The sequence below is a fragment of the Cohnella caldifontis genome (assembly GCF_029360585.1).
GTDB lineage: Bacteria > Bacillota > Bacilli > Paenibacillales > Paenibacillaceae > Cohnella > Cohnella caldifontis.
This window is the reverse complement of the sequence record NZ_JAQZSJ010000010.1, coordinates 113,580-138,042: the sequence shown is the minus strand read 5'-3', so window position 1 is coordinate 138,042 and position 24,463 is coordinate 113,580. Positions and strand designations below refer to the sequence as shown.

Below are 24,463 nucleotides of genomic sequence, written 5' to 3'. Positions count from 1 at the left end.
CTGCTTCCCGCTTTTTTCGCGGTCGCGTCCCGCGTATTAGAGCGCCTGCTCCCCGCTTTGCTCGCGGTCGCGTGCCGCTTGCCGGGCTGCTTGGGAGCGGCGCGATTTGACCGCGTTCGTCCAATAGCCAGCCGCGAGCACGATCACCACCATCGCGGCGTAGAAGGTCCAAGTCAGCGCGGGATTGCCGCCGAACCATTCCTCGAACCGTTTTTCGTGCGTGATCATTTTGGCGGCGGTGTATGCCAGCACGCCGGATCCGATATAGATGATCCAGGCGTAACGGTCGATGATCTTAATGAACAATGTGCTGCCCCATACGACGATGGGAATGCTGACCAGCAATCCCAGCACGACGAGTTCGATGCTGCCGTGGGCGGCTCCGGCTACCGCGATGACGTTGTCGAGGCCCATGGCCGCGTCCGCGATGACGATGGTCCGGATGGAGGCCATCAGCGTGGCGGCGGGTTTGACGTCCTCGTGCTTATCCTCTTGGACGAGCAGCTTGTACGCGATCCATAGCAGCACGACGCCGCCGATGGCGAGCAGGAACGGGATTTTGAGCAGCCAGACGACGACCACCGTAGCGATCACCCGGATGCCGACCGCCCCGACGGTGCCCAGCATGATCGCCTTTTTTTGCGATTCTTTCGGTAAGTTCCTTGCCGCGAGGCCGATCACGATGGCGTTGTCGCCTGCCAGCAGCAAGTCGATGAACACGATCGTAAGCAGGGAAGACCAGAAATGAAGCGTCCCCAGCTCGGCAACGAAATCAGTTACCCATTCCACTATCGTTCCCCCTGTAATAGGGAGTTCGGCGGAGCCAAACTCTCCCGTTTCGGGAGTTTGACGGCAGTCAAACTCCCTCTTGCCTGTACGGAAAGTTATACGTCCGGAACGCCGGAAGGATTCAATTTTCTTGCCGAGGGTTCCGCATATCCCATGCGGCTTGTACATACATCTCATGGGAGGGGGTGTCCGCGTGGAGCTTTTGGATCGGCTGTTCGTTTTTCTGGAAATCGCCTTGATCAACCTTCTGCTCAGCGGAGATAACGCCGTCGTCATCGCCATGGCCGCGCGCAAGCTGCCGTATCGGCAGCGTCAGGCGGCGATATGGTGGGGGGCGGCTGCAGCCGTGATTCTGAGGTGCGTGCTGACGGTCGGCGCGGTGGCGCTGCTCGGCATCCCGTTTCTTCAAACGGCGGGAGCGCTGATGCTGTTCGGGATTGCCTATAAGCTGATTCTCGACAAGCACGACGAGGACGAAACTCGGACGCGTTCCGCGGTCAGCTTGGCGGGGGCGGTCTGGACGATCGTGGCGGCCGATTTCGTCATGAGCCTGGATAACGTGCTGGCGGTGGCGGCCGTCGCCGACGGGGACGTCGGCATGCTGGTCGTCGGGATCGTCATGAGCATTCCCATCATCATTTGGGGGAGCTCCTTCATCATGCGGATGCTGGACCGTCTGCCCGGTCTTTCTTACGCGGGCGGGGCTCTGCTGGCCTATACCGCAGGCGAGATGATGCTCCATGACAAAGGATTGCGCAATATGCTGCCGGTTCTCGCGGAAGACGTGGAAAAAGCGCTGCCCTATGCGGCCGCGGCCCTGCTCCTTGCGGCGGCATTATGGACGAGGAAACATATCCGCCCACGCGCGTAACCCGGGCAAAATCGCGGAATCCGGGATTGGGTTGGAAGGATTCGAGGCTCTCTCTGGTTTTTTCCCCGAACTTCCATTACACTAAAGAAAAAAGATGTCATAAACCGACACAGGTTCATGCCGTCAGAGAGTCTGTCCATGGAAGTGGGGGAACCGTCGTGAACAAGCAATCCGCCGCCGTCGGCGTTTTGGTGTTGGCCGCGGGATTGGTCATTCTGCTTGGCAAATTGGGCGTTTTCGCATTTATCGGCAACGTATTTTGGCCCTTGTTCATCCTGATTCCGGGCGTGTTGCTGCATGTGTTGTACTTCGGGCGGATGGTCCCTTCGGTCGCGCTCGTTCCGGCGGGTATTTTGACGGTCGTCTCCGTCATCCTGCTGATCGGCAACTGGTTCGGTTGGAACCTGATGAAATATTTGTGGCCGTTTTTTCTGTTCGCGGTGGCCGTCGGACTGTACGAGTATTACATATTCGGCTATTCCCGCTCGCAGATGGTCTGGACCGCATCGGTCGGGCTGGCCGCGATTTCGATCATTCTGTTCGGGATGACGCTGCTTTGGACCTGGGGCGTGTACCTGCTGGCCGCCGTGCTGATCGCTTTCGGGGCCTGGCTCGTGCTGCGCCGTCCGCGGATTTGGTGAAATCACCCGTTCGGAATCTCTAATCCCATACTGTAGTGGATCGGCCGTGAAGCACACGCCGTCCGTTTCCTTCGGGAAGCGGGCGGCGTTTTTTGCTCCCCCGGCTTTCTCGACATGTACGGACAACAGCCTTAAAGTGCATGGGATTACTTTCTTTCCGGGGACTTCCGATTATTCGGATTTAGCAGCAGCGCCCAGCGTCACTTTTGGGGATTTATCGTTGGCGTGTGCGCGAAGAAAGGAGTGTTGGGATCGGGAAAAGGTCCAGAGGTAGGGGGGGAACATTCGAACATTGAGGTAGCGGGAATGGAGAGAGGGATGGCGCTTATAAGGAACATGGGACATGGGGCATGCGAGATGAAGGAGATGAAGGAGATAAAGGAGATAAAGGAGATGAAGGAGATGAAGGAGATGAAGGAAGTGAAGGAGATGAAGGAGATGAAGGAGATGAAGGAGATAAAGGAGATGAAGGAGATGAAGGAGATGAAGGAGATAAAGTTGCAACGAAGCAGTGACGCGTTTGAACGCGAATTCAATCGTTTGCTTGAAGCTCAAAAGCAGGCGGCAACCGGACAAAGACTGGAAATGCTATGCCGTGACTTGTCCTCGACCAAACAGATGCTGCAAGTCACCGTTTGGCCGGTTTTGAAGTCCCTGGAAAGCATCATCCTGGAGTTCGAATTGGTCAGCAGGTCGGGGATCAAAGTTTATATCGACGGGCTTGAGACGCGTGCCGGGCTGGCCTTGGAATCCGAGGGGTTTGCCGTCCATGCCCAGAACATTTCGAGAGAGCGATTTGCGTTCGAGAAGCGGAAGGTGCGCACGATTGCTTCGTACGGATATATGTATACTCCCTTCAGCCGAGATGAATTGGAGGGAAAACCGGATGAGTGCCAAAGCTCGTTCGCCGAGCTGATCGGCCGTTATGCCGGATATGGCTGGAACCAATTGTATTCCGAGCTGAATGTGTATGAAAGGGAAGTCCTTCGATATGGGAAACGTCTCCTCAGGCCGTTGAAACCTGCGGATGTGCAATTTTGTTTAGGCTGCGGCAGGACGTTTGGAACAAAGGTACTCAGATCTTTACTAGATAAGGAATTATTGCTCCCTGGCGGAGAAGGCGTACATCGTTTTCGCCAGTATCTTTTGGCTGAAAAGGCATTCCGTCTTCCGTTATGAGCAGCGCAGGGTGGGGCAAACGTCAGGTTCGAGAGCATTAAGCCTGTGTGGCAAGCTTAACGGCGGGGCAAATGTCTGATTAGAGAGCATTAAGCCCGCGTGGCAAGCTTAACGGTGGGATAAACGTCTGATTCGAGGGCATTAAGCCTGCGGGGCAAGCTTAACGGTGGGATAAACGTCTGATTCAAGGGCATTAAGCCTGCGGGGCAAGCTTAACGGTGAGATAAACGTCAGGTTCGAGAGCATTAAGCCTGCGGGGCAAGCTTAACGGTGGGATAAACGTCTGTTTCAAGGGCATTAAGCCTGTGGGGCAACCTTAACGGTAGGACAAACGTCTGATTCGAGGGCATTAAGCCTTTGCGGCAAGCTTAACGGTGGACAAACGTCAGGTTCGAGAGCATTAAGCCTGCGGGGCAAGCTTAACAGTAGGATAAGTGCCTGGTTCGAGGGCATTAAGTCGGCGAGACCGACGTAATGGCCGTGCAGGCGCCAGTTTTGAGGGCATTAAGTCAGTGAGACCGATGTATGAGCCGGGCGCCATTTAACGGATAAGGGCTCGCATAAGCATAAATGGTTTGCTTTTGCTGCGCACTAGCGTATAATAGAAGGGATGTCGACCATGATGCGACAACGGTCGCGCTCAGGTGGTCGAATTCGCGAAACGCCTCCAAACGTCGGCCCCGGTCGACGTTTTCCTGTTCAAACGGCGCCGCTCGCGTGCGATCCGACATTGGCCATAACCCGTATGGGATTCACGATATAACCGAAATAGAGACCAGAAACCACAAGGAGAGGAATTCGAAAAACCATGCTGCCAAGAGAGAAAATCCGCAATATCGCCATCATCGCCCACGTCGACCACGGGAAGACGACGCTGGTAGACCAACTGCTGCGCCAATCCGGCGCGTTCCGCGAGAACGAGCAAGTCCAGGAGAGGGCCATGGACTCCAACGACCTGGAGCGGGAGCGCGGCATCACGATTTTGGCGAAGAACACGGCCGTCCACTACAAGGATTATTTGATCAACATCGTCGATACCCCGGGACACGCCGATTTCGGCGGAGAAGTCGAACGCATCATGAAAATGGTCGACGGCGTGCTGCTTGTCGTCGACGCGTTCGAAGGCTGCATGCCGCAGACGAAGTTCGTTTTGCGCAAAGCGCTGCAGCACGGCCTCACGCCGGTCGTCGTGGTCAACAAGATCGACCGTCCGGCCGCCCGTCCCGCGGAAGTGATCGACGAAGTGCTGGAGCTGTTCATCGAACTGGAAGCCAACGACGAGCAGCTCGATTTCCCGGTCGTCTACGCCTCCGGCTTGAACGGCATCGCCAGCACCGACCCGGACGTGCTCGGCACCACGATGGAGCCGCTCTACGAGACGATCATCGAACACATCCCGTCGCCGAAGGAAAATCCCGACGAGCCGCTGCAATTCCTCGTCACGTTGCTCGACTATAACGAATATTTGGGCCGGATCGCGATCGGACGCGTGAACCGCGGCCGCATCCGCCAAGGCCAGACCGTGGCCGTCATGGACCACGAAGGCAAGGTTCGCCAGTCCCGGATCGAGAAGCTGTTCGGTTTCCAAGGGTTGAAGCGGCTGGAGACCGAAGAAGCCGCCGCCGGCGATATCGTCGCGCTGGCAGGCCTTAAAGACATCAACATCGGGGAGACCGTAGCCGACCCGGCGAACCCGGAACAGCTGCCGGTGCTCAAAATCGACGAACCGACGCTGCAGATGACGTTCCTCGTCAACAACAGCCCGTTCGCCGGACGCGAAGGCAAATGGGTCACGTCCCGCAAGCTGCGCGAGCGGTTGTTCAAGGAGCTCGAGACCGACGTCAGCCTGCGCGTGGACGAAACCGACAGCCCCGACGCGTTCGTCGTCAGCGGCCGCGGCGAGCTTCACCTCGGCATCCTGATCGAGAACATGCGCCGCGAAGGCTATGAGCTCCAAGTGTCCAAGCCGGAAGTCATCATCAAGGAAGTGGACGGCGTCAAATGCGAGCCGATCGAACGCTTGTTGATCGACGTGCCGGAGGACAGCATGGGGGCCGTCATGGAAAGCCTCGGCACGCGCAAAGCCGAGATGGTCAACATGTTCAACAACGGCAACGGGCAAGTCCGGCTGGAGTTCCTGATCCCGGCGCGCGGCCTTATCGGCTACCGGACGAATTTCCTTACGCTGACGAGAGGGTACGGCGTCATGAACCACGCGTTCGACAGCTACGGCCCCGTCGTCGGCGGTCAAGTCGGCGGACGCCACCAAGGCGTGCTCATCTCGAGCGAGTCCGGCACGTCGACCTTCTACGGCATGATGTCCGTCGAGGATCGCGGGATCCTGTTCCTCGAGCCGGGCACCGAGGTGTACGAAGGCATGATCGTGGGCGAGCATACGCGCGACAACGACATCATCGTCAACATCTGCAAGGAAAAAGCGCTGACGAACGTGCGCTCCGCCACCAAGGAAGACACGGTCCGGCTGAAAACGCCGCGCCTCATGTCCCTGGAGGAAGCGCTGGAATATTTGAACGACGACGAATACTGCGAAATCACGCCGAAGAGCATCCGCCTGCGCAAAAAGGTGCTGAACAAAGGCGAGCGCGACAAGTACGAGAAGCAGCGCCGCATGGTGGAAGCCGGCGTTTAATCGACTCCTGTCCGCGGCCCGTGACGTCCCTGACCGGCAACAACGAGCTCGGCCGCTAATCGCAGTCCTTAAGGGAGGGTGCTCTCGATGCAACAATGGTTTGCCGACCATATGCTGGTCAGCTACATCCTGATCCTGGCGTTCACGATCTATATTTTCAACGCGGTTTTCCGGCCGGGACGGCTGCCGATCCTGAAAGAGGTACTCGTCTACCTTCTGATGGCGATCGGCTGCTGCGTTCTGCTGGTTCTGCAGGTCGACAAGCTGCCGATCATCCAGTGCATGGGCATCGCGGTGATCATGATGCTCCTGCTGCGATTGCGCCAATTGTACGACAAACGGCGGAACCGCCGCTCCGACGCCGGGAACGCCAGCGGGACGGACGCCTCCGGACGCCCCTAAATCCCTGGGAGAGGGGAAAACCGCACGATGAGCCTGATGGATGCTTTGTTTTATTGGCTGCAAATGAAACTGGTGAGCGACTCCCGCCCCGACGATGAAGCCGCGCGGGACACTGCCGCGTTTTTCGCGCAAATTTTGTCGGAAGACCACGAACTGACGTCGTTCGAAGTCGTCAAGGCGGAAGACGCCAAAATCCATGTCGCCTATCGGAAAGCCGATGGAACCGGGAGAACCGTCTGGTTCGACCGCGAAGCGGCGGAACAGCTGTTCCGCACCCCGGTGCTCAGCCGGGAGGAAAAAGCCTTAAAGGAGCAGGAATCATGAGCCAAGGTACGCCGCTTCCTCCGAGGGCGGCTAAAAATAAACCCGCCCCGCCGCCGAAAGCGAAGCCTCCTCGGAAGCCGCGGCGGGTCGGACGGTATATTTTCGCTTTTCTGGCACTGGTCATCATCTCTCTGGCATCCTACGCGGGTTATTTATACGTGAAAGCCAAAGCGAACATCGATAACATCGCCGCACCCGGCGGTTCCAGTGTCCCTCACGAGCAGCTCGCGGAAGCGAAGCCGATCGGACTGCTCGTGCTCGGACTCGACAACCGCAAAGAAACCGGCAGCATGAACACGGACGTCATGATGGCGGCGGTGTTCAATCCGAAGTCCAAGACCATAACGGTCGTGTCCATTCCGCGCGACTCCGATCTGAACCTGGAGAACTACAAAACCCAGAAAGCCAACGCCTTCTATGCCCGTTTCCTGTCGATCGCCCGGAACACGGAGCATCTGGAGGGGGACGAAGCCCGCAAGTACGCGAGCGACGAAATGAAAACGATGATGTCGAAGTTTTTCGACGTACCTCTCGATTATACGGCCGTCATCGATTTCCAAGGCTTCATCGACGTGGTGGACGCGCTCGGCGGCGTGACCGTGGACGTCGACCAGGACATGCGGTATTGGGATAAAGCGGACGGAACCGACATCGACTTGAAAAAAGGCGTCCAGAAGCTGCACGGCGAAGACGCGCTCGGGTTCGTGCGGTACCGGAAGTCCAAAAACGGGGAAACGAAGGCCTCCAGCGACTTCGAGCGCAATGCCCGCCAAGACCAGGTGCTGGGCGCGATCGTCGACAAGCTCAAGTCCTTCGGCAGCGTAACGAAAATCGGCAACGTCATGGACGCGGTCGGCAACAACATGAAGACCGATATTCCGGAAAACCAAATCAACAACATGATCCGCACCTACTTCGGCATTTCCCGGCAGAACGTTCGGTTCATCGCTTTGACCGGCGAGTGGAAAAGCCCCTACGTGTACCTCGACCAAGACAAACTGGACGAGGCCAAACGGGCCCTGCAAGAGGAAATGCAGCCGGATGGCCGGCCGATCGCGCCTCCTGCCGCGTCGGGTACCGCCGAATCCTCCGAAACGCCGGAGAATCGGTAACCCCGGGTACCAGCCGCCGCTTTTGCGGCCGGCGGGACGTATGGTATAATGGTGCCAACTTAAGCCATAAGGAGGGCTGCGGATGGCCGAGACGACGCTAACGGCTTTGCCCGAAGGGCTGTTCGCCCAGCTGCAACATGAGAACTTCGTGCTCCTGCACACGGTCGACGCCGAAAGCGGCAGCCCCACTGCCAACGCGATTTCCTGGATTTACGCGGTGGACGCCGGCCGGCTGCGCTTCGCGCTCGATGGCCGTTCCCGGCTCATCGGGAACTTGAAAGCCCATCCGGACATCAGCGTGACGCTGTTCGGCGGGGGAAGCGTCCATGCCGTTTACGGCCGGGCGTCCATCGTCGCCGATAAGCTGGAAGGCGTGCCTTTCCCGCTCGCTTGCGTGGACCTCGAAATTTCCGCGGTTCGCGACGCCATGTTCTACGGCGCCCGCCTATCGGTGCTGCCGGAGTATGAGAAGACGTACGACAAAAGAGCCGCCGATCGCTTGGACGGACAAGTGTTCGACGCCATGAAGAAAGCCCAGTGAGCTTGTTTCACTGGGCTTTCTGTCATCTTCCGGTAACGCGGGCATTCGGACCGCCGGTATTCTCCGGCGAAGCGGGAGGGATGACATTCCTCGGAATTTGCGGAACGAGCCGTCCCACGATATCGGCCAACTCTTCCGCAAAACCGGCAGCCGGACGTCCCCGCAGCGTATCCGCCCGGATTTCCCGGATGCGCTGGGCCAGATCGATATCCGCGGTGACCAAGGCGTTGATGCCGTAAGGGTCTTTGCGAAACGCTTCGGCGACGGCGTATTTGACCGTTCCGACGCGCGACCGTTCCATTTTCGGATCCACGTCCAGGCCGACGATGGCGTATTTGCCGAAAACGACGCAGTTGGCGCCGTTCACGCCGTGGATGCCGCGCGCCAGCTGCTCCAGATGGGCGGCGACCGCACCGGGATCGGCGCTGCCGATCGGGGCCAATTGCCCAAGGCTTTGCGTACCGACGTTGTTCGGGGGAGCCGGCGCCGGCGCCGCTTGATTGCGAGCGCAGCCCGCGGTTCCTAACGCCGCGACGGACAACAGCAAAATCCATTTACAAACCGCATTCATTTTCGGATCCACCCCTCAATGTTGAAGGAAGCCTGCGCGACTAGTATTTCCTGAAATCGCGTCCTTATGATCCTTACATCAGACCTGGGAGGGAACCCCGTTGAAAAAAATTTACGTGCTCGATACGAACGTGCTGCTCCATGATCCCCTTGCGATGTTTTCCTTCGAGGAGAACGAAGTGGTCATCCCGTCGGTGGTGCTCGAGGAGATCGACTCCAAAAAAAGGCTGGCGGACGAAATCGGGCGCAACGCCCGCTTCGTGTCGCGCGAGCTGGACCGAATCCGGGAGACGGGGGAATTGCACAACGGGGTTTCGCTGCCGGGCGGCGGCGTGCTCAAGGTGGAGATGAACCATCGGCGGTTCGTCCGCGTTCAGGAAATGTTCGGGGAAATGACGAACGACAACCGCATCCTGGCCGTCGCCCTGAATTACCACATGGAGGAGCAGGAGAAGGAGCAGGCAAAGCCGGTCATCCTCGTCAGCAAAGACGTGCTGGTGCGGGTCAAAGCCGACGTGCTGGGCATCACGGCGCAGGATTATTTGACCGACCGCGTGACGTCCGACACCGACCACTATACCGGGCATGTCACGCTGCACGTCCATCCTTCCGTCATCGACGAATTTTACAACCAGCGGTACTTGACGGTGAAGCACGTCGGGACGAAGCTTTCGCTGCGGCCGAACGAATTCGTCATCCTGAAGGATGAGCTCGGCACCTCCAAATCGGCGCTGCTCAAGGTCACGCCCGACGGAAGCCGCTTGGAGCCGCTTCATCTCAGCAACGAGCCCGTATGGGGCATCACCGCCCGCAACGCGCAGCAGCGCATGGCGCTGGAACTGCTGCTGAACGACGATATCCCGCTGGTGACGCTGTCGGGGCGGGCCGGCACCGGCAAAACGCTCATCACGCTGGCGGCTGGCCTCATGAAGGTCGAAGACGAGCACAAGTACAAGAAGCTGCTGATCGCCAGACCGGTCGTGCCCATGGGGAAGGATATCGGCTATTTGCCGGGGGAGAAGGACGAGAAGCTGCGCCCCTGGATGCAGCCCATTTACGACAACCTCGAGTTCCTGTTCGACACCAAGAAGTCCGGGGATTTGGACAAAATCCTGATGGGGCTCGGCAGCATTCAGGTCGAAGCGCTGACGTACATCCGCGGCCGTTCGATCCCGGGGCAATTCATCATCATCGACGAAGCCCAGAACCTGAGCAAGCATGAAGTGAAAACGATCGTGTCCCGGGTGGGGGAAAACAGCAAAATCGTGCTGCTCGGCGATCCGGAGCAAATCGACCACCCGTACCTCGACGCGCAGAGCAACGGCCTCACCTATTTGGTGGAACGTTTCAAAGAGGAAGGGGTCAGCGGCCACGTCACCTTGGAGAAGGGCGAACGTTCGCGGCTGGCGCAGCTGGCGGCGGAACGGCTATAGCGGATCGGTTTCGAACCACCGGGCTTCGCAGCCGTAAGCGCGGGCGACCCGTTCGGCCAACTCGCGCAGCTGTCGTTCGATCACGTGCCAGACCTCGCCGTCTTTACGGATTTCCGCGATCACGTGTTCCGCGAGTTGCATCAAGGCCGGAGCGGATTCCGCTTCCGGCCTTTCTTCCGTGAGCCGAAAGGCCGCAACGTAAGCGAGGTCGAAAAGCACGTGGCCCTCCCGGGCCGCCACGGCGAAATCCTCCAGCCGGCCGGATCCGCTCACGGATGCTGCCGGAGCGGCCAGCAGGGCGCAAGCTTCCGCTTCCACGCCGTAGCGCCGCAAAAATTCCTCGACGGCATCCGCGTCCTCCCCGGAGTTCAGAACCAACAGTTCCTTGTGCCGGTCGAACAGCTCGGCGCGTTCGGCGATCCCTTTCACGATTTGGGCATAGAAGCCCGGCAGCTTCCCCTGCGGCAGCCGCATCTCCAGCCCGTATTTCCGCCACATTCGCTCATCGCCTCCGCTCTCGTTTTTTCCATTATTATAACCGCAAAAAACAAGACATCGCGAGGCGGTTCGGGTATCATGAAAGAAGAAAAAGGGAGAAACGAAGCTTGGGGGAGCGATCGTGAATCGCCGCAAAATCGCCTTGATTTTCCTGCCGATGTTCCTGTTGATCCTCATTCTTTCCCCATGGGCGACGGCGCCGGCCCCTTCCGTCGAGTCCATCGCCCGGCCGGTGCGAACCGAACCGGAGCCTTCCCGTCCGCCGGCAGCCGTGGAGAAAGAGCCCGTCCGGCTGACGGTCGCGGCCGCCTTGGACGAGCCTGAATTCGAGGAGCTGCAACGGATGGCCGAATCGCTGGCGCTCGAACTGCCGGATATCCGCGCGGATCTCGTACGGACGGATCCCGCGTCCGCCGCCGGCGAGTTCAGCCGCGCCGCCAAGCTCGGCGAACCGGCGGATATCCTGCTGATGGACAGCGCCCGGGTCAAATCGTTCGCCGTCTCGGGCTATTTGGCCCCCGCGGACGGCGTATTTACGGGCGATGTTTTAGCCGAGCCCTTGGAAGCGGTCTCGGCGCCTTTAAAATGGAACGGCTATTTGTGGGGGGCTCCCCGGGATTTCGATCCTTACGTGCTGGTCTGGAATCCGGACGTTCTGAAAGCGCTGTTAGGGGAAAACGCGTCTCCGCCCCAAACGCTGGCCGAATGGACGGATTTGGCGGTCAAAAGCCGGACGTCGCCTCAACCGGCGCATTGGCTGGCGATCGACGGCCGGGATCCCCTTGCGCTGCTGTTCTGGGTGGAGGCGGCGGCCGGGCAGCGGACGGATACGCTGTGGAACGGGAAAGGAGCCAACCCTTGGTCCGGAACGGCTTTCGGCGAGGCGCTCGCTTTGCTGGAACGCGAGAGAGCCGGCGCGGCGTTTCCGCAGGAATCCGGCGGAATCGAAGACCGGCTGCTGACCGGAGAGGCGGCGGGCGTGGTGCTGCCATATTCGGAAGCCAGGAAGCTCGCCTCCCATGCCGGCACGGCCCTTACGATTGACCGCTCCGCGTGGAAACTCCCGTACGTCTGGTCCCGCGGAACGAGTTTCGCGATTTCTTCCCGCACGAAGGAGGTCGACGCGGCGCGGAAATGGATCGCGGCGATGGCCGGCGAGGAGCCGCAGGAAGCCAATTGGGAAACGTTCGGCAAGCTGCCGGTATCCCGGTCGTTCTATCAGAGCGGCGGCCTATCGTCCCTGTTTCCCGGCGGCGGCTCCGCGTCCTTTCCGTTCCAGCCGCCCGCGGAATTCGATCCCGGGCTTCCGGAGCGCTTGGACCGGCTGCGGGGGTTATGGCAGGAATTCGCGGACGGCGCCATCGGAACGGACGAGTGGGTCCGCCGCTGGTCCGGGTTGTCAGCCGACCTTCAGTTCCACGGTTAGCGTTCCCGGCTCCAGCTTCACGCTTTTGGCTTTGACGAATTTGACGAGCTTCTGCGGATAGAAGCCCAGGTCGAACTGCCGCTCGAGGTCCGCCCGGGTCGTGTCCGGCAGCTCGAGCCCGTTGAATTTCAAGGAATCGACATGGAACAGAATCGCGTTTTCGGGCTCCTCTTCGATCGAATAATGGCCGGCGATCTCCACCTGCATGCTGCCGTTGTCCCCCGACAGCTTCATGCGGTCCCGTTCGAAGCGGATTTCGAATTGATTGAACTCGCCGCTTCGGCTGCGGAGAAAATCGTTCAGCTGGGCGTCGGTAATCGTCAGCTTGGTCTGCAGGCCTTTCGTTTCCATGATTTCGGGATGCTCGCGAATCCAGTCGGGCAAATCTTGCATGGCGTCCGCCAGCAGGCGGAACTGGCGTTTGACCTCGAATAAGCCGACGTTCTTCCAATAAGATTGCAGTTCATCCATCATCTGCCGCAAATGCGCTTCATCGCCGCTGGACGCCAGGGCACGGCCGATTTCGTCCTGCAGGTCGATCAGCCGGTTCCGCTGGGCTTGCAATTCGCTCTCGACCGCCGTGAGATCGGCGAGATCTTGCCGCAGCGCCGCATAGCCTTCCTTCAGTTGGGCGGTTTGCGCGGCGTATCGGTCCATTTCGGCCCGGTCGGATTGGATGAGCAGGTCCATCGATTCCCACGTGCGGAGCAAATCCGGGAGCGAACGGGCGTTCAGCAGGGCGGCCAGGATGAAATCTTTCCGCCCCATATAATAGGCACGGAGCACGCGGTCCGTTTTTTCCCGCTGCGCGGCCGCTATCGTTTCCAGCGCGGCGATCTGCTGCCGGCTGGCCGCGATTTTCCGCTCGGCCTCTTGGCGCAACTCCGAGATGCGCGCGACTTCGCGGTCGATCTCGACGACGGACAGGCTTTTTTCGAGCAGTTTTTTCGTGTCTTCCGGCAACGGTTCGACGGCAAACGCGGGGAGAGGAGCGTTCGCGCGGGTCAAGCCGAGAACGAGCAGCATCAGCGACAGGAGTCCGGCCCAGGCGAATCGGCGCATCGGGAACCTCCTTACATCGGGATCTCCGAGCGAGCTCGAAGTCTCCGTTCTAGGACGCCGCATGCCGGCGCGGGTAGTCCAACATATGTACCCGTCTATTATAATATGACGGCAGGACAGGAGGAAGGAAACATGGTAGACGGGTCGCGGAAAAACGAAACGGCGGGGATTCAGCCATCGTTGGCGGAAGAGATTCGGAGCGCGATCGCCCGCAGCGCATGGGCCGGCCGCACGCCTGACGGGGCGAATGTCACATGCATCCCGTTTCGCGACTATATGGAGATGTGTTTGTACCACCCTGCATACGGATACTACCGAACCGGACCGACCCGGGTCGGCCGGGAGGGCGATTTTTATACGAGCGCATTCGTCGGCGACATCATGGGGGAGCAGCTCGCGGAATACATGATCGAGCTGGCCGGGCGAAATTTTCCGGACGGGGCAGCCGTCGAAGCGGTCGATTGGGGCGGCGGAACCGGCCGTCTCGGCCGTCAGCTGCTGGATGCCTGGCGCCGGAAGGACGGGGGCGAGCGCTTCTTCCTGACGATCGTTGAAGGCAATCCCGCGCATCGGGGGGAAGCGGAAGCGGCGCTGCAAGCCGAAATTCTCGCCTCTCGCGCCAGGGTCATCTCTCCGGAGGATGCCGGCCGGGAAGTATGGAAAGACCGCCGGACGATCGTCGTGGCCAACGAGCTGCTCGACGCGTTTCCCGTCCGCCGGGTCGCGCGGGAAGGCGGCCGGCTCCGGGAAGAAGGCGTCTATTGGGACGAGCGGCGCGGCCGGCCGGCCGCCTGCCGGATGGAATTGATCGATTCGGAGCCCGAAACGTGGCTGAACCGCCAAAACGTACGGCTTCGGGAAGGTCAGGTGACGGAGTTCGGCGCCGAAGGCGCGGAATGGACCGCTTGGCTGTATCGACTGATGGGGCCGGCCTTGCTGATCTTGATCGATTACGGGGACGCGACCCGGGAACTCGCCGGTCCCCACCGGATGGACGGCACGCTGCTTTGCTACGAGAACCACCTGGCCCATGCCGATCCGTTCCGGAATCCCGGCGGGTCGGATTTGACCGCCCACGTGGATTTCGACCTCGTCCGCTGCCGGGCGGAGGCGGCGGGCTGGCGGGAAATATGGTACGGCAGCCAAAAACGGTTCCTCGTCGAAACGGGCGTTTTGTCGAAGCTGTCCGCGCATGCCATTTCGGATCCGTTCGACCCGCTCGTACGCCGCAACCGCTCGATCCGCCAGCTCTTGCTTTCGGACGGGATGAGCGAGCTGTTCAAGGTGCAGGTATGGGAGCGCGTATAGCCGGATCTTGAGCCGGCTTCGCCCGCGAAAAAACGAAAACCCTCCGGTCCGAAAGCGGACGGAGGGTTTTCGTTTTATGTAGGCCCGAGGCGGAATGTTAGAGCGGAATGCCCATTTCGAATACGGACCAATACGTGAATCCGACGAACGCCACGACCATGTAGCCCCAAAACATGAGCAGGTAGGCGCGCTCGGAGAAGTTCAAATATCCGACCAGGAAGAACACGGCCGTCTGGATGAAGAACAGCAGCGCCATTTCGTACATGTCGCCCGCGAAGGCCATGAGGGCGATTGCGAGCGTGAAGAAGCCCAGAACCCGGAACATGCGTGCCACGAAGTATCCCCCTCTCTTGCCATACACCCGATTTACTAAACCATATTATACCGTCAGCGGCTTGCGGGTGTAAACCGCAAGAAGTGACGAAGCGTCGAACTTTTTCGTCCCGCATTTCATTTTTTCCCTTCCCTTGCCGGCTTATGCAGGGATCCCGTTTCCGCCCAATCCGCCTCTCTGAGGTATAGCAGAACGAAATTTGGATATACCTAGGAGTATCCGATAGATTCTATGAATTCTACCACGGGCATAGAAATGAATGAAGAAGCAGACGACAATCAAGCGAAGCGAGGAGGATTCGAACCCATGACGGCTGTCAGGCAAGATGCATGGAGTCCGGATGACGATTTGATTTTGGCGGAGGTTACGCTGCGGCATATCCGGGACGGCAGCACGCAGCTGGCCGCATTCGAGGAAGTCGGGCAGCGCATCGGACGGACGTCCGCCGCGTGCGGATTCCGTTGGAACAGCTGCGTCCGGAAACGATATGACGAAGCCATCGCCATGGCGAAGCAGCAGAGGCAGAAACGCAGCTATTTGAAGAAACAAGGGATCGCGACTTTGGGAAGCGCGGGCGAAAGCCTCGGACAGGAGGAGGGCGATACGGCCCGCGGAGAGGCGTTGTCCGCCGAATCGCTTTCCTTGGAAGCGATTATCCGTTATTTGCGCCAGTGGAAAGGGACCGTTCAGGAGATGAGCCGGCAAATCCGGCAGCTCGAGAAAGAGTTGAAAGAGAAAGACGAGCTCCTGAAAGAGTTGAAAGAGGAGAACGACCGCCTGTCCAGAGAAGTCGGGGAAGTCCAAAACGACTACCAGGTCGTCAACGACGACTATAAAGCGCTGATCCGGATCATGGACCGCGCGCGGCGCCTTGCGTTCTTGGCGGAAGATCAGGAAGAGGAACGGACGCGGTTCAAAATGGACGCGAACGGAAACCTCGAGCGCATCGAATAGGACCGCGATGACTCGTACGGCAAGTTAGCCTGCTTGGGCATGGAACCCGGGCAGGCTTTTTGTTATCTTCGTTAAAGAAGGGCGAAGTCCGCAATCGGCAAAAGGCGGAAATCCGAGGAAAAGGAAGCGGGTAGGATGGACCGGACGGTTGTGATGGGAGGCGGCGCGCTCGGCATGCTGCTGGCGGGGAAGCTGGCGGCCGCGGGAATCCCGGTTCGGATGTGGACGAGGACGAGGGAGCAGGCGCTCGTCGTCGGCGAACGCGGAATCGAGTTGGAAGAAGGGGCCGAGCGCGTCAAGCGGGTCGTCCGTTTGGAGGCGGCTGCGTTCGAAGAAGCCGCCCCGGCGGAAACGGATCTTGTACTGGTCGCGATCAAACAGACCGCCGCGTCGGATCGGACGCTTCGGGAGTTGGACCTGAAAACGGGCGCCGGATCGGCGATCGTGCTGTTCCAGAACGGCATCGGACACGCGGAACGTTTCGCGGAGGCGCTGCCGGGCAGGCGCATCCTCGTCGCCGTCACGACGGAAGGCGCGCTGCGGACGGGGGTCGCTTCCGTTCGCCATACCGGCAGCGGAACCACGTGGATCGGGGAGTGGGGGGACGGATCGGATGAAGAGGCGGTTGCGCGGTCGGCCGCGGAGCCGCGCCGAGCGGCGGATTTGCTGGAAAAGGCAGGATTTTCCGCTTTCGTGTCGAATTCCATCCGGGAGAGAATGCTGCGGAAATTGTTGATCAACGCGGTCATCAATCCGCTGACGGCGCTATGGAGGGTTCCGAACGGCGAATTGCCGGCCACGCCCGATCGGATGGCGGTGATGGAGGCGCTGTTCCGGGAAACGCTCGGGATTTTGCGAAAGCACGGCCTGAAGGACGGCGGCGAGCGGGAATTATGGGCGTCCGTCCTGGAGGTATGCCGGGCGACGGCGGCCAACCGGTCGTCCATGCTGCAGGACGTGCTGGCCGGGCGGGACACGGAAATCGGCGCCCTGAACGGCGCCTTGTGCGAACTCGCGGCGTCCGTCGGGATGAAAGCGCCCTGGAACGCGGCGGTGGCGGCGCTGGTGAAAGCCATTTGAGTTGCGAAGGAGCGGCGTGGCATGTCGGTGTGGAAAGTGTTGAAGGAAACGTATATGGTGCTTGCGGGTCTGCCGTTTATCCCTTTCCTGGCGGTATACCTGATCGGGAAGCTTCGGGGACTGGAACGCAAGAAGGCGATCCGGCTGGCCATGGACGTCACCACCGCCTTCCTCGTCGGGATCGTCGCGGCGCTGCTCAGCAAACTGTCCGGCTCCGGTTTCGGATTTTACCTGATCCTGCTGCTGATGCTGATCGGGGCGGGCTTAATCGGCAACGCCCAGAACCGGGTTCGCGGCAAAATCGATCCTTCGCGCATCGTCAAGGCGATCTGGCGCCTTTCCTTTTTCGCGATGGCCGTCCTGTACGTCTTGTTGATGGCGATTCAGTTGATTTTGCCCTCTTCGAACTGACGGTTGCCGCTTTGACGGCGTACCCCCCGAGGTGTAAAATCGTAAATGGCATCTTATCACTGTTGATACGATCGGGGGAAACGGCCCGTTGAAAGTTACGACGCTGCAAGAGCCGATTCTCCGTACCCTGTCGGACCGTTATCGGCGGCAAGAAGAACCCGTCATTTCCTTGTTCGGCGCTCACCCTCTGCGGGACGGCGATTGGAAACGCAGGGCGGAGTGGCTGGATCGCGGGGAAGCCGCCCGCGCCGGCCGGAGCGAGGTCGTGAAGGCACTGCGGAGATATCATGGGGAAGCCGGCATGCACCCCGAAGTCCAGCGCTCTTTGGAGCGGCTGGAGCGTCCGGACGGCCTGGTCGTCGTCGGCGGCCAACAAGCCGGGTTGTTCGGAGGCGCGCTGCTGATCTACTATAAAGCCTTGACCGTCATCCAGACGGCGAGGATGGCGGAACAACGTTTGGGCAGACCGGTCGTGCCCGTCTTCTGGATCGCCGGAGAAGACCACGATTTCGATGAAGCCAATCATGTCTACGTACAGACGACGGACGGAGCCCCGAGGCGCGTCCGCATCGAGCGGCCGGCTGGCCCGCGGCTCGCGGTGAGCCGGACCCGGCTGACGTCCGCGGATTGGGATAAGGCGCTCGCGGAGCTGGCAGACACGCTGCCGGATACGGAGTTCAAAGCCGATCTGCTGGGGCGCCTGAGAAGCCATCTGGCGGATTCTCCTTCGCTCAGCTTGGCTTTCGCGCGTTTGCTGGCCGACTGGTTCGGCCCCGACGGCCTCGTGTTGATGGACGCGGACGACCCGGAGCTCCGTCGGCTTGAAGGGCCGATGTTCCGCCAATTGATCGAGCGCAACGCCGAACTCGAACGGGCTTTGGCCGCGGGCGAGAAAGCGGTCGAATCGCTCGGACTTCCGCTTCAGGCGGAGACCGCGCCGGGAAGCGCGAATTTGTTTCTGCACGATGCATCGGGAAGGCTGCTGCTGTCACGGGAGGAAGACCGGTTCTTCGACCGCAAAGGCTCGGTATCCCTTTCCCGGCAAGAACTGCTGCGCATGACGGAGGAACAGCCGGACCGGCTCAGCACGAACGCGTTGACCCGGCCGCTGATGCAGGACTTCCTGCTGCCGGTGCTGGCCGCCGTGCTCGGTCCGTCGGAGCTCGCGTATTGGGGCATTTTGGGTCCGGCCTTCGAAACGTTCGGTTTCCGGATCCCCGTGCTCGTGCCTCGGTCGTCCTATACGTACTTGGAGCCTTCCATCCTCAAGCTGCTGGGCAAGTACGCCCTGACGCCGGAGCAGGCGATGGCGGAATGGGAGGAGAGGCGGGCGGCATGGCTGGCGGCGCAGGACCAGTGGGATTTGGAGGCGACTTTCCGCAAGGCGAAGGAACAGTTTCTCAGCCTGTATGCGCCGGTCATCGAGACGGTGTCGTCCCTGCAGCCGGGGTTGGCGAAGCTTTCCGAAAGCAATCGGGACCGGATCCTGGAGCAGATATCGTACCTCGAGAACCGCTCCAGAGACGCGCTCTCCAGCCGGCACGAGGCGTCGCTCAGGCAATGGGACCGGATCCGTTCTTCCCTGTCTCCCGGCGGCAAACCGCAGGAACGCGTGTACGGAACGATCCATTTTTGGAACCGGTACGGTCCGGAGTGGCTCGCGCTGTGGCGGGAGGTGCAGGGAGAAGTCGCCGGAAGCCATCGCCTGGTAGAAGGATTCGCGGTCCAGAGTTAAGTTCGTTCCGATTACTTATTCATGGGAGGATTCTCATTTGAAAACGACGCTTACGAGCATTATCCGGGATCCGTCGCTGGCGCCCGAAGGCAAGCTGAAAATCGACTGGGCTTCGGCGCATATGCCGGTGCTGAACAAAATCCGCGAGCAGTTCGAGAAGGACCAGCCCTTTAAAGGGCTACGCGTCGCGATTTCCCTTCACTTGGAGGCCAAAACGGCATACCTCGCGAAGGTCGTGCAAGCCGGCGGGGCGGAGGTCGCCATCACGGGCAGCAATCCGCTGTCCACCCAAGACGACGTCTGCGCCGCGCTCGTGGAGGACGGCATCGCCGTATTCGCCAAATACAATCCGGATCCGCAGGAATATAAGGATTTGCTCGTGAAGACGCTCGAAACGAAGCCGGATTTGATCATCGACGACGGCGGCGACCTCGTGACCATCCTGCACGCCGAGCGCCAGGATCTGCTGGCCGGCGTCCGCGGGGGCGCGGAGGAGACGACGACGGGCATTCTCCGCCTGAAAGCGATGGAGAAGGACGGTTCGCTGAAGTTCCCGATGGTCGCCGTGAACGACGCGTATTGCAAATACTTGTTCGACAACCGCTACGGCACCGGCCAATCGGTGTGGGACGGCATCAATCGGACGACGAACCTCGTCGTGGCCGGCAAAACCGTCGTGGTCAACGGCTACGGCTGGTGCGGCAAAGGCGTGGCCATGCGGGCCAAAGGGCTCGGCGCCAACGTCGTCGTCACCGAAATCGACGCGATCCGAGCGGTTGAAGCGTACATGGACGGATTCACGGTGCTGCCGATGGCCGAGGCCGCCAAAGTCGGCGATTTCTTCGTCACCGTGACCGGCAACAAGGACGTCATCCGCGGGGAGCACATCGCGAACATGAAGGACGGCGCGATCCTGAGCAACGCGGGGCATTTCGACGTGGAAGTGAACTTGGTGGAACTGTCCGCCCTGGCCGTCTCCAAACGCGTCGTGCGCCGCAACATCGAAGAGTACACCTTGAAGGACGGCCGCAAGATCTACGTGCTGGCTGAAGGCCGTTTGGTCAACCTTGCGGCGGGCGACGGCCACCCCGCGGAAATCATGGACATGACGTTCGCCCTCCAGGCGCTCTCGCTCCGGTACGTGAACGAGAACTACCAGAGCATCGGGAACCGCGTCGTGAACGTGCCGTACGCGCTGGACGAACAAGTGGCCCGCACGAAGCTGCAGGCGCTCGGCATCGGCATCGATACCTTGTCCGCCGAGCAGAAGGCCTATCTGGACAGCTGGGCCGCCCATTGAGTTTGATTGTTCCTTCCGTTTCGCACAGCCCCCGTTTCCGCCAACCTGGCGGAGCGGGGGCTTTTTCTCTGACTTCCTCGGACGGAGATTGCCGTATCCCTATCAAACTCGACTACAGCCCCCTCGAACGGACCAACCGGACGCTGACCCTCGTTTCGACGATCGATAGGTAAACCCCTGGATGGTCTGACATGGCGGAGTCGCCGCGGATCCGATCGGACAGCCTCTGGCGAGGGCTATTCGCGCAGCGGAAGTGGATATGTGCGAAAACGCGCTCTAGGTGGGTTTGTGCAGAGAGGAGGCGAACAGACCAATTCGTTCCCTGCGCCTTCCATATTCCGGCAACCTTTGGATTCCTTGCTTCGTCTACGAGGAGGAAGACGAAAAAAGGGGGATCCGACGATGTTGAGCGGAAAGGCGCCAATGAAACGCGGAAGGTTCGGTCAAGTTTCATGGGAACGCGGAAGGTTCGGTCAAGTCTCGCGGGAACGCGAAAGCTCCGGTAATTTTTCATGGAATCTCGGTCGGCTGGGCAAGGCCGGACTGGCGGCGCTGCTGGCCGCAATCTTGCTCGCCCTCAGCGCCTGCAGCGCGGCCCAAAGCGACAAAGCTTCGGAAGCCGCGCAGGACGTAATGGCGGTTGACCAATACGGCGGCGCGCTGGAAGCCCCGAAAGCGGAAGCGATGGCGGATACGGCCTTTACCTCCGCGAAAACGGCGACGACGGCAGCCAATTCCGCAGCCCAGCCCTCCGCTTCCGCCGTGGAGGCAGGCGCCGCAAGCGGCGGCATCGGGCCGATCGCCGATCCGCAAAGCATGGGCCGCAAAGTCATTTACAAGGCCAACGTGTCCATGAACGTCCCCGACTTCGACCAAGCGGAATCGCAGCTGCGGGATGCGATCCACCTGAGCGGATCCTACATTTTGCAATTCAACAACAGCATGGACGCGTCCGGCAAAGGGGCGACTTACGTCATCAAAGTGCCGGCCGACGGATTTTCTTCCTTTATCGAACGGCTCCGCCGAATCGAGAAAGATTTGCAGCTTCAAATGGAAGGGAGCGACGTGACCGAAGAGTACGTGGATCTGAGCGCGCGCCTTCAGGCCAAGCAAACGGTGGAAACGCGGCTGCTGTCGTTTATGGACAAAGCGACGGGATCCGACGACCTGGTCAAATTCTCCAACGAGCTGGCGGCCGTGCAGGAACAGATCGAACAGATCAAAGGCCGCATGCGTTACCTCGACCAAAATGTCGCCTATTCGACGGTTAACGTCAGACTGTACGAGGGAAAAGCGGCGGCAAAGACGGAAGAGAAAGAGAAGGAAGGGTTCGGCGAGCGGCTGGCGGGCGCCTTGACGGGCAGCGCCAAAGCGCTGGGCCAGTTCGGCCAGGCGCTGCTCGTTTTCCTGGCGGCGCTGCTGCCCGTCGCTGCCGTGGCGGCGGTGATCGGCATCCCCGCGTATCTGTTGATCCGCGCACGCAGCCGGTCGCGGCGGGAAGAAGCGGAGCTGCGGAGGAAAGCATGGAACGAAGCCGTTCCACAAGCGGTACCGGCGCTGCCATTAGCGGACGAAGGGGCAGCAACGGCGCCTAAGGTCGACGAACACCCGGCCGATCCTTCACGCTCCGGTAAACCGAACGATCCCGCAACATCCGGCAAACCGAACGATCCCCCGGAATAACCGGGAACGGCTATGCTTAATCGTCTAAAATATTTTTTTCTCCAATCCTGCTCTCGAAGCAGGATTTTTATTTTATGGGGAGAATTATTCAAACGAAGTGGCTCAAAGTGGTGGAAAGTGGTGAAGAATGGGGGTAGGGGCGGTTGTTCCTGGGGGAATACCAACACAGCATCGACGACAAAGGCCGGATCATCATCCCGGCCAAGTTCCGCGACGCCCTCGGCCCCGACTTCATCGTGACCCGCGGTCTGGACCACTGTTTGTTCGTTTATCCGCGTTCCGAGTGGAATCAGCTGGAACAGCGGATGAAGTCGCTGCCTTCCATGGCGGCCAATGCCCGCGCGTTCACCCGCCTTCTGTTCTCCGGCGCATCCGAATGCGAGTGGGACAAGCAAGGCAGGATCAACGTGCCCGCGCACCTGCGGGAATACGCCAAGCTGGAGAAGGACTGCACCGTGATCGGCGTTTCCTCCCGCGTGGAGATTTGGGATTCGGCCACTTGGGAAGAATATTCCCGTCAGTCGCAGGATTCGTTCAATGAAATCGCCGAGAAGCTGGTCGATTTCGACTTCAATTTCTAACCGGTTCGCAACCTCATCAAAGAGAGACATCGTTTGGAATTCCAAGAGAGCAAGAGGTCCCCGCCATGCAATCGGAAACCGCGCCCGGCGTTACGGGGGCCGATTCCGGAATCCGGCATCTTGAAACGAGACAGCTTGCGGGGAGGGTACGACGCATGTTCCACCACATCACGGTCCTGAAGGACGAAGCCGTCGAAGGACTGAACATCCGTCCGGGCGGCATCTACGTAGACTGCACGCTGGGCGGCGCGGGCCACAGCTCGGAAATCGCGGCCAGGCTCGGTCCCGGCGGCCGCCTGATCGCGCTGGATCAAGACGATACCGCGCTCGAGAACGCGAGAACTCGCTTGGCCCCGTTCGGAGATCGCGTCACGCTGGTGAAAAGCAACTTCCGCCATCTCGTCCGGGCCCTGCGCGAAGCCGGCGTTCCGGAGACGGACGGGCTGCCTCGGGCGGACGGCGTGCTGTTCGATCTCGGCGTCTCGAGCCCGCAGCTGGACGAAGCCGACCGGGGCTTCAGCTACAACCGCGACGCGGAATTGGACATGCGGATGGACCGGGAACAGGCTTTGACGGCTAGAACCATCGTCAATGAATGGGAAGAGAAAGAGATCGCCCGGATCATCCGGGAGTACGGCGAAGAGAAATTCGCGCGCAATATCGCCCGCAGCATCGCGGCCGCCCGTCAGAAGGCGCCGATCGAAACGACGGGCGAGCTCGTGGAACTGATCAAATCGGCGATCCCGGCGCCGGCCCGGAGGACGGGTCCGCATCCCGCCAAACGGACGTTCCAGGCGCTGCGCATCGCCGTCAACGACGAACTCGGGGCGTTCCGGGATGCCCTGAAGGATACGATCGACGTATTGAAACCCGGCGGCAGAGCAGCCGTCATTACGTTCCATTCGCTTGAAGACCGCATTTGCAAAACGATGTTCGCGGCGGAAACCGCCTCCTGCACCTGTCCCCCGGATTTTCCGGTCTGCGTGTGCGGAGGGGGAGACGGACGGCTTCGGCTGACGCCGAGGAAACCGATCCTTCCGTCCGAGCGGGAGCTGGCCGACAATCCCCGCGCACGTTCCGCCAAACTGCGGATCGCGGAAAAATTATGACCTGGATTTGTCGAATTCTGGAAAATACGATCGAGCTCAATAAAGGGGGTTTTGCAGAAACATGGCTTATTATGGCAACCTGGCGCTTCGTCCGGAGCGCAAGCCGCAGGAGACGCAACGGCCGGAGAAAGAACGGGAGAAGGTCGTCCGCCGCCGCTCGATCCCCATCGGAGAGAAGCTGCTCTATTTGCTTACGGTGGCCGTGTGCGCCGTCGTGGCCGGACTCATAATTTACCGTTACGCGGAAATCTATCAAATGAACCGGCAAATCCAAGAGATGAACCGGCAATACGAGCAAACGACCGGCCAAATGAAGGAGCTTCAGAGGGAAGTCGAGCGTTTGAGCGACCCGAAACGGATCATCGACGAAGCGACGAACAAGCTGGGCATGGTTCCGCTCGATCCGAACCAGGGAATCACGGTCGGCGAAGGCGGCAAAGCGATCGCCATGAACACGAAGAAATAAGAGG

General features: G+C 60.1%; 25 protein-coding genes. 20 read left to right on the top strand and 5 right to left on the bottom strand.

The features are described from left to right. Nucleotides 1–36: 36 nt before the first annotated feature. Nucleotides 37–789: a TerC family protein gene (locus tag PTZ19_RS15400; protein WP_276355958.1), complete on the bottom strand. Its 753-nt coding sequence runs from the start codon at nt 787–789 to the stop codon at nt 37–39. Between the two features lie 193 nt (nt 790–982). On the opposite strand from PTZ19_RS15400, the gene PTZ19_RS15395 reads away from it, so the two are divergent. The 8 genes from PTZ19_RS15395 to PTZ19_RS15360 all read left to right on the top strand — a co-directional run bounded on the left by PTZ19_RS15395 (nt 983) and on the right by PTZ19_RS15360 (nt 8,509). Then, nucleotides 983–1,660, top strand: coding sequence for a TerC family protein (locus PTZ19_RS15395; RefSeq protein WP_276355957.1), 678 nt, complete (start codon nt 983–985; stop codon nt 1,658–1,660). Nucleotides 1,661–1,818: 158 nt separating this feature from the next. Next, entirely contained in the window at nt 1,819–2,301 is a 483-nt protein-coding gene (locus tag PTZ19_RS15390) for a hypothetical protein (RefSeq protein WP_276355956.1), read from the top strand. A gap of 393 nt (nt 2,302–2,694) precedes the next feature. Then, entirely contained in the window at nt 2,695–3,480 is a 786-nt protein-coding gene (locus PTZ19_RS15385; RefSeq protein ID WP_276355955.1) for a hypothetical protein, read from the top strand. 808 nt (nt 3,481–4,288) lie between these two features. Further along, nucleotides 4,289–6,130 (top strand): translational GTPase TypA, encoded by a 1,842-nt coding sequence (typA, locus tag PTZ19_RS15380; protein ID WP_276355954.1) that lies wholly within the window; start codon nt 4,289–4,291, stop codon nt 6,128–6,130. 87 nt (nt 6,131–6,217) lie between these two features. Further along, nucleotides 6,218–6,532 (top strand): YlaH-like family protein, encoded by a 315-nt coding sequence (locus tag PTZ19_RS15375; protein WP_276355953.1) that lies wholly within the window; start codon nt 6,218–6,220, stop codon nt 6,530–6,532. A 27-nt stretch (nt 6,533–6,559) separates the two neighbouring features. Further along, nucleotides 6,560–6,856 carry a hypothetical protein gene (locus PTZ19_RS15370; RefSeq protein WP_276355952.1) on the top strand — a complete coding sequence of 99 codons (297 nt, stop codon included), beginning with the start codon at nt 6,560–6,562 and terminating at the stop codon, nt 6,854–6,856. After that, nucleotides 6,853–7,968 carry an LCP family protein gene (locus tag PTZ19_RS15365; protein WP_276355951.1) on the top strand — a complete coding sequence of 372 codons (1,116 nt, stop codon included), beginning with the start codon at nt 6,853–6,855 and terminating at the stop codon, nt 7,966–7,968. The genes PTZ19_RS15370 and PTZ19_RS15365 overlap by 4 nt, the downstream gene beginning before the upstream one ends. 82 nt (nt 7,969–8,050) lie before the next feature. Next, nucleotides 8,051–8,509, top strand: coding sequence for a pyridoxamine 5'-phosphate oxidase family protein (locus PTZ19_RS15360; protein ID WP_276355950.1), 459 nt, complete (start codon nt 8,051–8,053; stop codon nt 8,507–8,509). A gap of 22 nt (nt 8,510–8,531) precedes the next feature. On the opposite strand, the gene PTZ19_RS15355 is transcribed toward PTZ19_RS15360, so the two are convergent. Beyond that, nucleotides 8,532–9,080 (bottom strand): YhcN/YlaJ family sporulation lipoprotein, encoded by a 549-nt coding sequence (locus tag PTZ19_RS15355; RefSeq protein WP_276355949.1) that lies wholly within the window; start codon nt 9,078–9,080, stop codon nt 8,532–8,534. Between the two features lie 100 nt (nt 9,081–9,180). Here PTZ19_RS15355 and PTZ19_RS15350 point away from each other — a divergent pair, with 100 nt between their 5' ends. Then, nucleotides 9,181–10,512, top strand: coding sequence for a PhoH family protein (locus PTZ19_RS15350; protein WP_276355948.1), 1,332 nt, complete (start codon nt 9,181–9,183; stop codon nt 10,510–10,512). Here the strand turns inward: PTZ19_RS15350 and PTZ19_RS15345 are convergent. Next, the gene (locus PTZ19_RS15345) at nt 10,507–11,010 is read right to left on the bottom strand and encodes a hypothetical protein (RefSeq protein WP_276355947.1); all 504 of its coding nucleotides are present in this window, start codon (nt 11,008–11,010) and stop codon (nt 10,507–10,509) included. The genes PTZ19_RS15350 and PTZ19_RS15345 overlap by 6 nt on opposite strands. 121 nt (nt 11,011–11,131) lie before the next feature. Between PTZ19_RS15345 and PTZ19_RS15340 the strand changes: the two genes are divergently transcribed. Continuing rightward, nucleotides 11,132–12,436: an extracellular solute-binding protein gene (locus PTZ19_RS15340; protein ID WP_276355946.1), complete on the top strand. Its 1,305-nt coding sequence runs from the start codon at nt 11,132–11,134 to the stop codon at nt 12,434–12,436. Here the strand turns inward: PTZ19_RS15340 and PTZ19_RS15335 are convergent. Next, nucleotides 12,410–13,498: a hypothetical protein gene (locus PTZ19_RS15335; RefSeq protein ID WP_276355945.1), complete on the bottom strand. Its 1,089-nt coding sequence runs from the start codon at nt 13,496–13,498 to the stop codon at nt 12,410–12,412. The genes PTZ19_RS15340 and PTZ19_RS15335 overlap by 27 nt on opposite strands. A 132-nt stretch (nt 13,499–13,630) precedes the next feature. Here PTZ19_RS15335 and PTZ19_RS15330 point away from each other — a divergent pair, with 132 nt between their 5' ends. Next, complete coding sequence (locus PTZ19_RS15330; protein ID WP_276355944.1) at nt 13,631–14,806, top strand: class I SAM-dependent methyltransferase; 1,176 nt, start codon at nt 13,631–13,633, stop codon at nt 14,804–14,806. A gap of 97 nt (nt 14,807–14,903) precedes the next feature. Here the strand turns inward: PTZ19_RS15330 and PTZ19_RS15325 are convergent, their stop codons facing one another. Continuing rightward, entirely contained in the window at nt 14,904–15,140 is a 237-nt protein-coding gene (locus PTZ19_RS15325) for a DUF2626 family protein (protein ID WP_276355943.1), read from the bottom strand. Between the two features lie 306 nt (nt 15,141–15,446). On the opposite strand from PTZ19_RS15325, the gene PTZ19_RS15320 reads away from it, so the two are divergent. The 9 genes from PTZ19_RS15320 to ftsL all read left to right on the top strand — a co-directional run bounded on the left by PTZ19_RS15320 (nt 15,447) and on the right by ftsL (nt 24,459). Further along, a complete protein-coding gene (locus PTZ19_RS15320; RefSeq protein ID WP_276355942.1) occupies nt 15,447–16,094 on the top strand; it encodes an RsfA family transcriptional regulator in 648 nt (215 codons plus the stop codon). A 135-nt stretch (nt 16,095–16,229) separates the two neighbouring features. Next, entirely contained in the window at nt 16,230–17,174 is a 945-nt protein-coding gene (locus PTZ19_RS15315) for a ketopantoate reductase family protein (protein WP_276355941.1), read from the top strand. A gap of 21 nt (nt 17,175–17,195) precedes the next feature. After that, nucleotides 17,196–17,585, top strand: coding sequence for a DUF3397 domain-containing protein (locus tag PTZ19_RS15310; protein WP_276355940.1), 390 nt, complete (start codon nt 17,196–17,198; stop codon nt 17,583–17,585). An 88-nt stretch (nt 17,586–17,673) separates the two neighbouring features. Next, on the top strand, nt 17,674–19,320 hold the full coding sequence (gene bshC / locus PTZ19_RS15305; protein ID WP_276355939.1) for a bacillithiol biosynthesis cysteine-adding enzyme BshC: 1,647 nt from the start codon (nt 17,674–17,676) through the stop codon (nt 19,318–19,320). 37 nt (nt 19,321–19,357) lie between these two features. Beyond that, the gene (locus tag PTZ19_RS15300; RefSeq protein WP_276355938.1) at nt 19,358–20,620 is read left to right on the top strand and encodes an adenosylhomocysteinase; all 1,263 of its coding nucleotides are present in this window, start codon (nt 19,358–19,360) and stop codon (nt 20,618–20,620) included. Nucleotides 20,621–21,043: 423 nt separating this feature from the next. Then, a complete protein-coding gene (locus tag PTZ19_RS15295) occupies nt 21,044–22,303 on the top strand; it encodes a DUF4349 domain-containing protein (protein WP_276355937.1) in 1,260 nt (419 codons plus the stop codon). A gap of 143 nt (nt 22,304–22,446) precedes the next feature. Beyond that, complete coding sequence (gene mraZ, locus PTZ19_RS15290) at nt 22,447–22,884, top strand: division/cell wall cluster transcriptional repressor MraZ (RefSeq protein WP_276355936.1); 438 nt, start codon at nt 22,447–22,449, stop codon at nt 22,882–22,884. A 155-nt stretch (nt 22,885–23,039) separates the two neighbouring features. Further along, nucleotides 23,040–23,993, top strand: coding sequence for a 16S rRNA (cytosine(1402)-N(4))-methyltransferase RsmH (gene rsmH, locus PTZ19_RS15285; RefSeq protein ID WP_276355935.1), 954 nt, complete (start codon nt 23,040–23,042; stop codon nt 23,991–23,993). A 61-nt stretch (nt 23,994–24,054) separates the two neighbouring features. After that, nucleotides 24,055–24,459 carry a cell division protein FtsL gene (gene ftsL / locus PTZ19_RS15280; protein ID WP_276355934.1) on the top strand — a complete coding sequence of 135 codons (405 nt, stop codon included), beginning with the start codon at nt 24,055–24,057 and terminating at the stop codon, nt 24,457–24,459. Nucleotides 24,460–24,463: the final 4 nt, after the last annotated feature.